We start from the raw sequence: 12,547 nt of genomic DNA, 5'->3' as shown, positions 1-12,547 counted from the left end.
AAGAAGCAGCTGGTCACGGGCGTGGTGCTTGCCGCCGCGCTGTGTGCAACGGGGCGCTTGATGCGAAAGCGCGGTGCTGCCACACGGCAGTCAAGCGCTCCGGCATCAATTCCGGTCATGCGGGCGATGTGGCCGGTAACGGAAGACATCCGACAGCTGGCGTCGCGGTGTCGGTGGCGGGACCTCATCGAGGGCTGGGGCGGTACCGATACGGACCAGCACCTGCGGCAGCGGATGTCCGGTGAGCGTGCTGATGATGTCGCGGGTGGCCGGGTGCTCGGTCAGATGCGTGAGCGTGCAACTGGCTAAGCCAGCGATGGTGGCCTCCAGCAGCACTGCGGACAATGTCTCTCCGCACTGCAAGATGTCCTGCCGGGTATCGTCGAGCGCCGAGATCACCACAACGGTGGCCTGGTCATCACCGGCTTGCTGGCGTCGCTCCCGGGTGTGCGTGACCGGGAACGAGCGCCCGATGTCAACTCGATCGCTTTCGGCAGCCGAGACCAGGGCACTATGCGGGATACCAGTCGTGGCGCCAAAAGGTGAAGTCCACCAGTCCAATTCGGCATGGTAGGCGGCGTCGTACATCCTCAGCACCTCGGCAAGATGCGATGCCTCGGCCAGTTCGGTGCGCTGTCCGGCCGCCAGGACGTCAATCTGAGTCGGCCGGTTGCCTACGGCCAGCCGCAGTAACTCTTCGAAGGCCGGCCAGTCTTCGACGGCACCGAATGGTAGTCGGTCGGTTCGGCGGCACAGGATTGCGTCCGCCGCCCGCCGTTGTGCCGGAGTCACGCCGACGGCCGGCCGGAAGTCGACGTCGGCGAGGTGATGACGGTTGTTCGGATTAGGGAAACGGTCGACCAGGGTCGTCCAACCGGCTGCCGCCATCGCCACCCGCAGGTGGTCCAGTGCCGCGCCGCAGCTCAACATTGCCTGACGCCCAGAGTTGTCGGTGGCCACCAGCCAATCGGTGTCGAGAAACAACTTCAGGGTGGCCGATTCCAGAACCCACTTCCACGGCTGGCTGTTGTGGAACGACGGCGCCCGGCACGCCAGGTGTACCGCATCTTCGATTTCTCGCAGTGAAATCGTGGTTTTCGTCATGAGATGTTCCTTCTCGGCGGTGCGAATTCGACACCGACGGTGCCCGATGCGGCCCTGCCCTGACAGAGCCAGAAGTCATCAATACCCGGACATGTGACCATTGGCGGTCATCAGTGGGTCCGATGGCCGCATCGTTGACTCGCCCATGGCGGCAAGGATTGCTGCCATGGGCCTCGCCGTCACACCTCACGTCACTGACACCGTGAGGGTTCCGACCGAACGCATCGAAGTTCACGAAACGCACACGGGCCTGGTGGTCTTGGCGGGCGATCGTGCCTACAAGGCGAAGAAGCCCGTAGTGACGGATTTTCTCGACTTCAGCACGCGAGAGCGCCGTGAACGTGCCTGCTTGCGCGAGATCGAACTGAACCGCAGGTTGGCCGCGGACAGTTACCTCGGACTGGCGCATCTGGTCGAACCCGCCGGCGGCTCGGGCGAGCCGGTGATCGAGATGCGCCGATATCCCGATGTCGAACGCCTCGCCACCATTATCGCCACCGACCGGCCGGCGAAAGGGCACCTCGACGCCATCGCGCAACAGCTTTGGCGGCTGCACGCTGAATCGTCGCACGGCGACGAGATCAACGCGGCCGGACGCCGCACGGCCGTCGTCGCACGGTGGGAGGAAAATTTGGCCGAGCTCAGCCGCCGGGCCCGGGTATTGGACGCCGCCGGCTCTATTGCCCTGATCAGCAGCCTCTTTCGGCAATACGTCGATGGCCGCGCAGCGCTGTTCGACGAGCGCATCGATCAGTGCCGCATCGTCGACGGGCACGGTGATCTCCAGGCCGGAGACATCTTCTGTACAGCTGATGGGCCGGCCATTCTGGATTGTCTGGAGTTCGATGATCAGCTCCGCTACGTCGACGGCATCGACGACGCGGCGTTCCTGGCGATGGACCTGCAGTTCCGGGGAGCTGGTGCGCTGGCCGACCACTTCCTGGCCGGCTACCGGCTGGCCGCAGGTGATACCGCGCCGCCGTCGTTGGCGTATTTCTACTGTGCTTACCGGGCGACCGTCCGGGCCAAGGTCGATTGCATCCGGATGGAACAAGGCGATGCCGCCGGCCGCCCCGACGCGGTGCGGCATCTGGAACTGGCGATCAGAAACCTACGCGCAGCGACGGTTCGGTTGGTCTTGGTCGGTGGCGCCCCCGGGACGGGCAAGAGCACGGTCGCCCGAGCATTGGCTACTACCATTGCGGCACAAGTTATTTCGAGCGACGATGTCCGGGCCGAACTGCGCGCGGGCGGCCGGTTGGGCGGACCCGCCGGGCAGTATGGAGCAGGCCGCTACAGCCGTGATCAGGTCGAGCTGGTCTACCGAGAGATGCTGAAGCGAGCAGGATTGCTGCTCGCGCGGGGATGTTCCGTCATCCTGGACGCCACCTGGCGGGACGCCGATATGCGACGGCACGCGCGAACTCAGGGCCGCGAGCACAGCTGTCCCACGGTCGAAATCGAATGCTCGGCACCTCTTGGCACCACCCAGGAACGGATTGGTAGCAGGCGCAACAGCACCTCCGAGGTCACCGCCGAGATTGCTGCGGAGTTGGCGAAGGAACCGTTCAGCTGGCCCGAGGCGCACCGTATCGACACCACCGGCCCGCTCAGCGCATCGGTGGACGCCGCTGTCGCGGTCTATCGCTGCGCACTTTGATGGGAATCGGCCTGCGACAGAGCATTTTCGCCTGGCGCGAGGGACCTTAGGCACTAGGGTCGGGCGCCCGGGCGCGGTCTGATGTCCCTGGAGATCAAGCGATCTCAGGGTTTCCAGAGAATGGAGTAGCGACATGATCGCGAATCAGGAAGTCCAGCCGCGGACACGTGGTTTCGCTCGTGTACTCGGACCGTTCTACGCGATAGTCGGCACCGTGGTAGCTGTCAGAGCCTCCGCCATGCCTGCGATGCTCTCGGAGTTCACCAATAGCCGCACGTGGCCGTGGATCACCGGCGCTTTCTTGCCCCGGGCAGCGTGACGGAGACCTCCGATGAATGTCACCGCCACCCCGAAGCCCGTCGTCGTCGGTATCGACGGTTCCAAACATGCGCTGCGCGCCGCGCGGTGGGCTGCACTCGAGGCAGCGAGCCGAGACGTCACACTGCGCCTGGTCTACGTCATGGACGCGGTCGATGCCGGTAGTCAGGAGAACATCGACCGGGCGCAGCACGCATTGCACAAGGCATGGAAAGCGGTGGGCGAGAGCCACATCGACGTCAAGCTCGAATCGGAGATCGTTTCTGGCGATCCGGTGGAATGCCTAGTCGAGGAGTCTCGCGGCGCGGCGATGGTCTGTGTCGGTGACCGCGGAAGACACGACACGCCGGACGCTCCCCGCGGATCCACGGCTGCCGAGGTCGCCCGCAGGGCACCGGGCTCGGTAGCGGTCATTCGTCGGGCACACCGCGACTTCGACCACCGGAAGTGGATTCTGGCCGTGCTCGACGAATCAGCTTCTGCCACCGCTGTGTTCGAGGCTGCCGAAGCTGATTCGGCATGGCGCGACGCGCCGATCCTGATGTTGGAGCCGTGGTCGCATTCGAGCCAGCAGGCCGATGCCAGACATCCGGTGCACGCCGCCCTGAAACGGTATGTGAAGGATCCGGACAACAGTCATCTCGAGTCGGTCACCCTGGCGATGCCCGGACACCTGACCAACCTGTTGCGGCAGAGTGCGTGCATCGACCAGCTTGTGATCGTGCCCGGAGACCGCCCTGAGCTGGTCGCAGAACTGACCAGCGACGAGGTGCGAAAGGCTTTGAAGGATTCGGACTGCACGCTGCTGTTCATCCGGCCGACACCGCCCGTCGCTGTTGGCAATGGCGTTGCCCGCCAGCGGTGTTCTGCTGACAGCGTCACGGTGGCGAGGATGGCCCCGCAAGAATAGGGACCAGTTCCTTTAGTCGTCAGTCGTGCCGGCGGGCGTCCTCGTGACCAGGACCCGCAGCCTGGTTCTGCCGAGGAAGGCGAGAAACCGGCGCAGGGCGGGCCGCATCAGGACGTAGCCGGCCAAACTGACCGCAACACCCAGCGCAAGGCCCGCGAGGACATCACGCGGATAGTGGGCACCTACGTATACGCGCGCGAACGCCATCAACGCCGCGGCAAAGGCCGCCACGATGCCCAGGCGACGGTCCACCAACCACAGTCCCGCGGTGACCGCCGCTGCGATGACGACATGGATGCTCGGGAAACCGCCGTCGGTATTGCAGTGCAAAACCACGATGTCGCGAAGCACGTTGCACGGACGCGTCTCATTCACCGAAATGGCGATCGGGTCATAAACGAGTAAGGCGGCAAACACTCCCAGCGGTGCCCACACCGCTGCGACCATGGCCATCGGGTCCGTGCTCTTGCGGGCAACCCACCATCCGGCCAACAGCAACACGACGAACAGGAGCACTCCGTCGTTGGCATACGCGGCCAGCAGTGGCTGCAGCCACGGAGTATCGCGAGCGAAATCGTTGATGACGTAGAAGATTCGCGTGTCGAGGTTCATCGCCGGTGCTTTCAGTTCGCCGCGGTGTCTGGTGTCCGGAGTCAATGGTGATCCAGCGCGGCGACTCGTGAGCACCCGACCCGCGAATGTTGCCACCGATCAGCACGCGCTGGAGGGTCTTTCGTCCCTATCAGTGCCCGCTACCCACCGGCGAGTGTTGACCATGAGTCGCAACAAAGTGGGTCGAGGGCGAAGGTAAGGAGCGTCTGGTGGAGCGGGAACCTCGCGCGGACGACGGCCGGTGCCGTGCACGCGCCGCTCGGCTGGTTGAACCGGGCTTGGTGATCGTCACCGTTGGCGCGTTGGTGGCCGGCTTGGTGGCATGGCTGGCCGGCTGGTCGCGCGTGGCGGACGGATGCTGGATCGCCGGCACCGTCGTTGCGCTGATCCCTGCGCTGGTGTGGGTCGGGTCCGCGTTGCGGCGTCGCCGCGCCGGGGTAGATGTGATCGCGGTGTTGTCTCTGGCCGGCACCCTGTTGGTGCATGAGTACCTGGCGGGTTCCCTGATCGCCGTGATGCTTGCCGGCGGTCGCGCGCTGGAGGCCGCCGCCGAACACCGGGCGTCACGCGACATGCGAGCCCTGCTGGAGCGGGCGCCCAGGTTTGCGCGGCGCCGCAACGGCACAGAGGTGACAACGATCCCGCTCGACGAGGTGGTCGTCGGCGACCTGCTGATCGTGGGCTCCGGAGAGGTTGTGCCGGTAGACGGCAGAATTGCCGATGCGGTGGCAGTGCTCGACGAGTCGGCGCTGACCGGGGAACCGCTACAGGTGGAACGCGCACTCGGGGAGTCGGTCCGCAGTGGTGTCGTCAACGCGGGCAGTGCTTTTGAACTGTGCGCGACCGATACTGCCGAGAACAGCACCTACGCGGGTCTGGTCCGGCTGGCAAAGCAGGCAGGGGCGGAGAATGCGCCGGTCGTGCGGCTGGCTGACCGCTTCGCAGCATGGTTCTTGCCAATGGCGCTTCTGGTGGCCGGGGGAGCCTGGCTGGCCAGCGGTTCGGTGGTACGCGCGGTCGCGGTGTTGGTCGTGGCGACGCCGTGTCCGCTGCTGCTGGCGGCACCCGTTGCGATCGTGTCCGGCTTGTCGCGTGCCTCCCGTCGAGGGGTGGTTATTCGTGGCGGTGGTGCGTTGGAGAATCTGGGGCACGCAACAACTCTCGCCATGGATAAGACCGGCACGCTGACGGTGGGTCGGCCCGTCGTGGTCGAGGTGGTGGCGGCGCCGGGGTACGACGGCGTCGAGACCTTGCGGTTGGCCGCATCGGTCGATCAATTCTCGCCGCACGTGCTCGCCGAGGCGATCGTCGCCGAAGCGCTCAGCAAGGGGCAGCAACTGGCACTCCCCGAAGATGTGGTGGAACAGCCGGGCCGCGGTGTCAGCGCCACCGTTGACGGGCGGCACATTCACGTCGGAAAGCTCGCAGAGGAGATGGTTCCCGGCGAGTGGGCGCCCACCGTGATCAACCAGGCCCGGCTAGACAGCGCCGCGGTCTCCTGGGTGTCGGTCGATGACACCGTGGTGGGAGCAATCCTGCTGCGGGACCCACTGCGCCGTAACGCATCGCGCACCATGCGTCGGTTGCGCGCCGCCGGACTGAACCGGCTCGTCATGCTCACCGGCGACCGGGTGGAGCCGGCGCGCGAAATCGGCGCATTGTTGGGACTTGACGAGATTTATCCCCACCTCAGCCCGGCCGACAAGGTTGCCGCGGTACGACGCGAACAGAACCGAGCACCCACGGTGATGGTAGGTGACGGCATCAACGACGCGCCGGCGTTGGCCGCAGCCACCGTCGGCGTCGCGATGGGCGCGCGCGGTGCCACCGCCTCGTCAGAAGCGGCCGACATCGTGTTGACAACCGACCGCCTTGACCGTCTCGCCGACGCCAGGGATATAGCGCGGTGGTCGCGACATATCGCCGTGCAGAGCGCGTCCGTGGGAATGGCCCTTTCATTGGTGGCGATGGCGGTAGCTGCCCTCGGTTGGCTACCGCCAGCAGTTGGCGCACTGATCCAGGAAGGGATCGACATCGCCGTGATTCTCAATGCGTTGCGCGCCTTGGGAGGAAATCCCGCGGTCCGGGTGGAAGTGCCGGCGGAGACCGCGCAGATGCTCGCACACTTCGCTGCGGAGCATGATCAGCTGCGCGACGCGATCGGTCTACTCCGCGACGCGGCGGTCCTCGTGTCTGCGGGCGCTGGTCGACCCGCGCTGGATGCGCTCGCGACCGCACACTCGTTTCTGACCGAGCGCCTGGTGCCACATGAGCTGGCGGAGGAGCACGAGCTGTACCCGGCGCTGGCGCGGCCGCTGGGTAGCGGCGAGGCCACAACCACGATGAGTCGCATGCATGCGGAAATACAGCGCCTCAGCGATCGCATCGGCATACATCTCGCGCTGGCCAATTCCGGCGAGGCCATTCAACCGGATCAAGTCGACGATCTTCTCGCTTGCCTGTACGGCTTGTATACCGTGCTGAAGCTGCACTTCGCACAGGAAGAAGAGACCTACTTCACCTTGGCTGATGACCAGCAGCCGGCGGTGTCAGCGTCTCGACCGGCTTGATAGGCGGGAGGTGGCGGAAGCTCAGTCTCGGCGTACGAGCTTCTTGGCTAACCGTCGACTTGACAAGATCGCGATGCCACTCAGGCCCGAGGACTCGTTCGACGCTGGTGCGGGACGTGGCCGTTCACTCGGTCGAAGAGGCTTCGGATATTGTCGGCAACGCCGTGGATATCATCAGAGGTGATGTGGCGGAATGGATTTCCGGTATCGAGCAGAACTCTGTCGACATCGGAACTCATGCCGTGGGAAAGCTCAAGGAAATCCTGATGGGCAACGGCCCTGAGGCTGACGCCGAAGCGTAACCCCGTTTTTCAGCGAACAACCGCTGACCGGGGATAGGGTGCGTGCGGCGATGCGACCCAACGACCTTGTCGGGGGTGTCGCCACACCAACGATGGCCGGCGAGTCCCTGGGAAGGACGGAAGATGAAGGTTCTGGTGACCGGGGGGACCGGCTTCGTCGGTGGCCACATCGTCGCCGCCTTGATCCGTGATGGGCATGACGTGCGGATGCTCGTTCGCCGGGCTGAGCAGGTACCGATATCGCTTGGGCCGCTAAATGTCTCGGTCGACGACATCGTCGTCGGTGATGTGCTCGACGCCGATGCCGTGGCAGCTGCGCTCGACGGCGTGGAAGCCGTCGTGCATGCGGCCGCAGTATTCAGTCTCGACGTTCGCCGGGCCGCCGAGATCACTCGGACCAACCTGCGCGCAACGGAATTGGTCGTCGGCGGTGCTGTCGAGCGTGGCCTCGATCCCATCGTGCACATCTCGTCGACAGTGGCCCTCACCCGTCGCGGCGGCGGTGGTCTCGATCTGCCGCTGGGTGACGTCGACCTGGCGTACGCGAAGTCGAAACGTCAGTCAGAGGAACAGATTCGGACGTTTCAGTCGATCGGCGCGCCCGTGGTGTCGGTGTATCCCGGTGGTGTGCTGGGTCCGCATGATCCGTACGTGGGGACCCAGGCCGAGCTGTTCATGTGGATCGTCAAGGGCTGGTTGCCCTTCTGGCCGGCTGGAGGCGCCCACTACGTGGACGTTCGTGATGCCGCCGATGTTGTCGCCGCCTGCATGGTGAAGGGCAAAGGGCCGCGCCGATATGTGGTGCCCGGCCATCACCTGACCGGCCACCTCATACACGGCACCCTTCACACGATCACAGGCCGGTGGCTGCCGTTCGTCACGGTGCCCACGATGGTGGCCAAGCCGTTCAGTCAGCTCGCCGAACTGTTCAACAAGATGCTGCCCAAGAGCATGCACCTGCCCGTAGATGTCGAGACTGTCGAGCTGGCCGTGCGGGACACCCGGTTCGACACGTCCCGCACCACTGAGGAACTCGGCATCCCCGCCCGGCCCTTCGAGGAGACCGCACGCGACACCCTGCTGTGGCTCATCGAGACGGGCAGGCTCGCCGGCAGGTACGCCGGCAACGTCCGCTGAATCATGTTGTGACTGAGGCGGCCGCCCGATCGGTGAGCAGGTCGTAGATCGGGCGTGCGCCCAGAGCGATGGCAACCAGTAGCGCCGTCGCGCAGGCACCGAGCATCGGCGGCAGTTGGTTCGTGCTGCCCGTGAGTTCGGTGGCAAGGATGAGGCCCGTCACCGGTGCCTGGACTGTGGCGGAGAAGAACGCAGCCATCCCGATGAGGGCGAGCGCGGCCGGGCTGGGCGCGGAATGGGGCGCGAAGTGTGTCGCGATCAGGCCGACGATCAACCCGACGTCAGCGCCGAGGACGAGCATCGGGGCGAACAGTCCGCCCGGCGTACCCGCGGCATATGACACCACACCCAGGACGAACCGCAGCACCAGTACCGCGGTGACGGCCCCGATGGCACCGTGGCCGAGCAGCGCGTCCTGGGTGAGGAGGTCGCCGCCGCCGGCAAGATCAGGGGAGTACCAGACCAGCGCCCCGACTCCGGCGCCGATGAGGGCAGCACGGACCTCGGCCGGCCAGCGGCTGGTGTCGGCGGCGCGGAGACCGAACATGATGGCCTTGTTGTAGAGCACGCCCAGGACGCCGGCGAGGATGCCGACAGCGAGCACCCACCCGGACCCCGACAGCTCGGGATCGGCCAGGGGCGGTACCTGGAATTCGCTGCCCGAGCGGACGAAGGGATAGGCAGCCATGAATCCGGACGCGGAGGCCACCAGCGTGGCCACCGTGGTGCGCGGGTCGAATCGCTTGACGAGCTCCTCCAACACGAACACCCCACCGGCAATGGGTGCGTTGAACGCGGTCGCCAAACCCGCGGCGGCTCCAGCGGCGGCGAGGATGCGCAGGTCAGCCTGGGAACGTCGCGTCACCGAGGCGACAATGACGGCGATGGACCCGCCCATCTGCACCGACGGTCCTTCGCGTCCGAGGGCCAGGCCGGAGCCGAGGGCCAGCAGGCCGCCGATGTACTTGACCGGCAGGATTCTGAACCGGCCCGGCTCGATGCGGCCGGCGACCACGGCCTCGACGCGGGGGATGCCGCTGCCCTCGGCATGCGGTTCGACCCGGCGAACCAACGACGCGGCGGCCGCCGTGCACACGGCGCAGATGGCGACGACCACGATGGGACCCCACCAACTTCCGTGGGACCACTGCGACAGCGATGCGCGCCACTGCGTCGCGTAATTGAGGAGCACCCGGAAGCTGGCCGCGGCCAGCCCGGTCAACGCACCGACGACGGCCGCGGCGAGGACGAACCAGACCACCTGGGCCCGCGTTCGCTCCGGAGTCGTCATAGTGCCCCGCGCGCGACCAATTGCGCTGCGATCACATTGCGTTGTATTTCGTTGGTGCCTTCGCCGACGATCATCAACGGGGCGTCGCGGAAGTAGCGTTCGACGTCGTATTCGGTGGAATAGCCGTAGCCACCATGGATTCGGACGGCGTTCAGCGCGATTTCCATCGCGATCTCGGATGCGAACAGCTTGGCCATGCCGGCCTCCATGTCGCACCGTTCGCCGTTGTCGTAGCGCTCGGCGGCGTACCGCGTCAGCTGGCGGGCCGCCGTCAGCTTGGTGGCCATGTCCGCCAGGTAGTTGCCCACCGACTGGTGCTTCCAGATGGGCTGACCAAAGCTCTCGCGCTCCTGGGCATATTTCAGCGCATCCTCCAGCGCGGCGGTAGCCACGCCGAGCGCACGTGACGCGACCTGAATGCGGCCCGTCTCAAGACCTTTCATCATCTGCCCGAAGCCCTTGCCGGGTTGGCCCCCGAGTATCGACGATGCGGGCGTGCGGTAATCGTCGAACGCCAGCTCGCAGGTTTCGACGCCCTTGTAGCCCAACTTGGGCAGATCGCGTGACACCGTCAGGCCGGGGCCATGCTCGACGAGCACCACCGAAATGCCCTTGTGCCGTGGCTCTGCGGCGGGATCGGTCTTGCACAGCAGCGCGATCAGTCCGCTGCGGCGGGCATTGCTGATCCAGGTCTTGGCACCGTTGATCACCAAGTCGGTCCCGTCCCGTCGCGCGATGGTCGACATGGCCTGCAGATCCGAGCCGCCGCCGGGTTCGGTCAGGGCCATGGTCGCGCGCAGTTCGCCGGTGGCCATCCGAGGCAGATACGCCTGCTTCTGCTCCTCGGTGCCGAACATGCCGATCAGCTTGGCCACCACGGTGTGGCCGCCCATGGCGCCGGCCAGGCTCATCCAGCCACGTGAGAGCTCTTGCGTCACTTCGACATAGCACGACGTCGATACCGGAGAGCCGCCGTATGCCTCGGGGATGGCCAGCCCGTAGATGCCGATCTGCTTCATCTGCTCGATCCATGCCTCGGGGTAGGCGTTGGCATGTTCGACGTCGCGCACCGTGGGCTTGACGTCACGGTCGATGAACGCGCGGACGGTCGCGACGAGCATGACCTCTTCGTCGGTCAGGTGAGTGGACACGGTGATTACCTTGCCAGATTGTGTCCATGGCGCTCGCCTGCTTGGACGTTTCGTTCGCGGGGCGACGTTGTCCCCGGCCCGGCAGGGTCAACCTTCACATCGACGGACCCGAACGGGGCGCGAATTTGCTTGGCCACGAACGTTATCCGGCCCTGCGGCATCGCGGGGTATCGACTTAGTTGGTCATTGGTATTGGTGGCGGTTGGAAGGGTTGATACCACCACCATTGGGCGCGCTCGCCGGTGGGGCCGGGGTATGGTGGGACATCCGGTGGTGGTGTGGTGGGTGGTCGGGCCAGTGATCCTTCGTGCAGCTGGTTCCCGGCGGTGTCGGTGACGACGAGCCGGTCGGCGGGTCCGGTGATGGTGATGCCGCCTTTGTGGTGCAGGCGGTGGTGATACGGGCACAGCAGCACAAGATTGTGCAGTTCGGTGGGGCCGCCGTCTTCCCAGTGCCGGATGTGGTGCGCGTGCAGGCCGCGGGTGGCCCCGCAGCCGGGGACGGCGCAGCAGCGGTCCCGGTGCTCCAACGCCCGGCGCAGGCGGCGGCTGATGGTGCGGGTGGTCCGTCCGGCGCCGAGGGGTTGGCCGTGGCGTTCCAGCCACACTTCGCAGGTGGCGTCGCAGAGTAGGAAACGACGTTCGTCGTCGGTGAGCAGCGGCCCCAGATGCAGCGCGGCGCTGTGTGTCTCGGCGTCCAGGTGCACCACGACGGTGGTGTGCTGCCCGTGCGGACGGCGTTCCGCGTCAGTGTCCCAGCCGGCGTCGACCAGGCTCATGAACGCATCCACCCGGTTCGGGAACGGCGGCACCTGCTCGCAGGCCTGTTCGCCCGCACCGTCACCGGTGCTGTCGGTGTCGTGGTCGCGTTTCCAGTCCGCAATCAACGCGTCATGGTGCGATGCCAGGGCGGCGTCGACCTTCGCGGCTTCCAGCTTGGGTAACCGGATTCTGTAGGTCGTCGATCCGTCGTCGTGCGTGGTTTTGGTGATCGACCGCTCGGGTTCAGATGTTGGTTCGGGATCGGGTCGCGGTTCCAGTTTGACTGCCGTGCGCAGTTGGGTGACCGTGGCAGATTCCGCGAACTGCGCGTAGTGCGCGTCAGAACCCTCGGCGGCGTGTTCGGCGATGACCCCGACCTGGTCCAATGACAACCGGCCCTCCCGCATCCCCTCAACGCACCGTGGGAACTCCGGCAGCCGGTGCGCGACCGCCACCATGACTTCCGCGTTACGTGGCGTCACCCCGGTCTTCCATGCCACCAGCGACGACAGGGACTTTGCGCCGGTGGCGCCCCACAGTCCGTCGCGGGCGATCTCGGCCACGATCTCCACCAGGCGACCGTCGATCGCGTTGCGCTGACCGGTCAGCTCACCGATCTCGTCGACAAACGCCTCCAGCCGCTCACACGGGCTCAACCCGGTGGCCAAAGGTGTTGCGGTGCTGGACATAACACCATCAAAGCAGAGACCACCGACAAGTTCCGGACCCCG

General features: G+C 65.9%; 10 protein-coding genes. 5 read left to right on the top strand and 5 right to left on the bottom strand.

The window, feature by feature from the left end:
- Positions 1 to 105: 105 nt before the first annotated feature.
- Positions 106 to 1,104 (bottom strand): Acg family FMN-binding oxidoreductase, encoded by a 999-nt coding sequence (locus G6N59_RS04100; protein WP_138230948.1) that lies wholly within the window; start codon positions 1,102 to 1,104, stop codon positions 106 to 108.
- Between the two features lie 166 nt (positions 1,105 to 1,270).
- Between G6N59_RS04100 and G6N59_RS04095 the strand changes: the two genes are divergently transcribed.
- Both G6N59_RS04095 and G6N59_RS04090 read left to right on the top strand, forming a co-directional pair.
- Positions 1,271 to 2,764 (top strand): bifunctional aminoglycoside phosphotransferase/ATP-binding protein, encoded by a 1,494-nt coding sequence (locus G6N59_RS04095; RefSeq protein ID WP_138230947.1) that lies wholly within the window; start codon positions 1,271 to 1,273, stop codon positions 2,762 to 2,764.
- 331 nt (positions 2,765 to 3,095) lie between these two features.
- Positions 3,096 to 3,992, top strand: coding sequence for a universal stress protein (locus G6N59_RS04090; RefSeq protein ID WP_138230946.1), 897 nt, complete (start codon positions 3,096 to 3,098; stop codon positions 3,990 to 3,992).
- Positions 3,993 to 4,004: 12 nt separating this feature from the next.
- Here the strand turns inward: G6N59_RS04090 and G6N59_RS04085 are convergent, their stop codons facing one another.
- The gene (locus tag G6N59_RS04085; RefSeq protein WP_138230945.1) at positions 4,005 to 4,604 is read right to left on the bottom strand and encodes a phosphatase PAP2 family protein; all 600 of its coding nucleotides are present in this window, start codon (positions 4,602 to 4,604) and stop codon (positions 4,005 to 4,007) included.
- A 209-nt stretch (positions 4,605 to 4,813) separates the two neighbouring features.
- On the opposite strand from G6N59_RS04085, the gene G6N59_RS04080 reads away from it, so the two are divergent.
- The 3 genes from G6N59_RS04080 (at position 4,814) to G6N59_RS04070 (ending at position 8,613) form a co-directional block, all read left to right on the top strand.
- On the top strand, positions 4,814 to 7,174 hold the full coding sequence (locus G6N59_RS04080; RefSeq protein WP_234884270.1) for a heavy metal translocating P-type ATPase: 2,361 nt from the start codon (positions 4,814 to 4,816) through the stop codon (positions 7,172 to 7,174).
- A 107-nt stretch (positions 7,175 to 7,281) separates the two neighbouring features.
- On the top strand, positions 7,282 to 7,476 hold the full coding sequence (locus G6N59_RS04075; protein WP_234884269.1) for an Rv1893 family protein: 195 nt from the start codon (positions 7,282 to 7,284) through the stop codon (positions 7,474 to 7,476).
- Between the two features lie 123 nt (positions 7,477 to 7,599).
- Positions 7,600 to 8,613: an NAD-dependent epimerase/dehydratase family protein gene (locus tag G6N59_RS04070; RefSeq protein ID WP_138230944.1), complete on the top strand. Its 1,014-nt coding sequence runs from the start codon at positions 7,600 to 7,602 to the stop codon at positions 8,611 to 8,613.
- 1 nt (position 8,614) lies between these two features.
- Here G6N59_RS04070 and G6N59_RS04065 read toward each other — a convergent pair whose 3' ends face one another.
- From G6N59_RS04065 to G6N59_RS04055, 3 genes are all read right to left on the bottom strand, one after another.
- The gene (locus G6N59_RS04065) at positions 8,615 to 9,904 is read right to left on the bottom strand and encodes a H(+)/Cl(-) exchange transporter ClcA (RefSeq protein WP_138230943.1); all 1,290 of its coding nucleotides are present in this window, start codon (positions 9,902 to 9,904) and stop codon (positions 8,615 to 8,617) included.
- Positions 9,901 to 11,055: an acyl-CoA dehydrogenase family protein gene (locus G6N59_RS04060; RefSeq protein ID WP_138230942.1), complete on the bottom strand. Its 1,155-nt coding sequence runs from the start codon at positions 11,053 to 11,055 to the stop codon at positions 9,901 to 9,903. The genes G6N59_RS04065 and G6N59_RS04060 overlap by 4 nt, the downstream gene beginning before the upstream one ends.
- A 175-nt stretch (positions 11,056 to 11,230) precedes the next feature.
- The gene (locus G6N59_RS04055; RefSeq protein WP_138230941.1) at positions 11,231 to 12,505 is read right to left on the bottom strand and encodes an HNH endonuclease signature motif containing protein; all 1,275 of its coding nucleotides are present in this window, start codon (positions 12,503 to 12,505) and stop codon (positions 11,231 to 11,233) included.
- Between the last annotated feature and the right edge of the window lie 42 nt (positions 12,506 to 12,547).

The sequence above is a fragment of the Mycolicibacterium aubagnense genome, from assembly GCF_010730955.1.
In the GTDB taxonomy this organism is placed as follows: Bacteria; Actinomycetota; Actinomycetes; order Mycobacteriales; family Mycobacteriaceae; genus Mycobacterium; species Mycobacterium aubagnense.
This window is presented reverse-complemented; position numbering and strand designations above follow the sequence as displayed.

What these genes read in the sequence shown, in the direction of transcription:
- G6N59_RS04070 (WP_138230944.1), top strand. Translation starts at nt 7,600, where the DNA reads ATGAAGGTTCTGGTGACCGGGGGGACCGGCTTCGTCGGTGGCCACATC.
- G6N59_RS04055 (WP_138230941.1), bottom strand. Translation starts at nt 12,505, where the DNA reads ATGTCCAGCACCGCAACACCTTTGGCCACCGGGTTGAGCCCGTGTGAG.
- G6N59_RS04065 (WP_138230943.1), bottom strand. Translation starts at nt 9,904, where the DNA reads ATGACGACTCCGGAGCGAACGCGGGCCCAGGTGGTCTGGTTCGTCCTC.
- G6N59_RS04085 (WP_138230945.1), bottom strand. Translation starts at nt 4,604, where the DNA reads ATGAACCTCGACACGCGAATCTTCTACGTCATCAACGATTTCGCTCGC.
- G6N59_RS04095 (WP_138230947.1), top strand. Translation starts at nt 1,271, where the DNA reads ATGGGCCTCGCCGTCACACCTCACGTCACTGACACCGTGAGGGTTCCG.
- G6N59_RS04090 (WP_138230946.1), top strand. Translation starts at nt 3,096, where the DNA reads ATGAATGTCACCGCCACCCCGAAGCCCGTCGTCGTCGGTATCGACGGT.
- G6N59_RS04100 (WP_138230948.1), bottom strand. Translation starts at nt 1,104, where the DNA reads ATGACGAAAACCACGATTTCACTGCGAGAAATCGAAGATGCGGTACAC.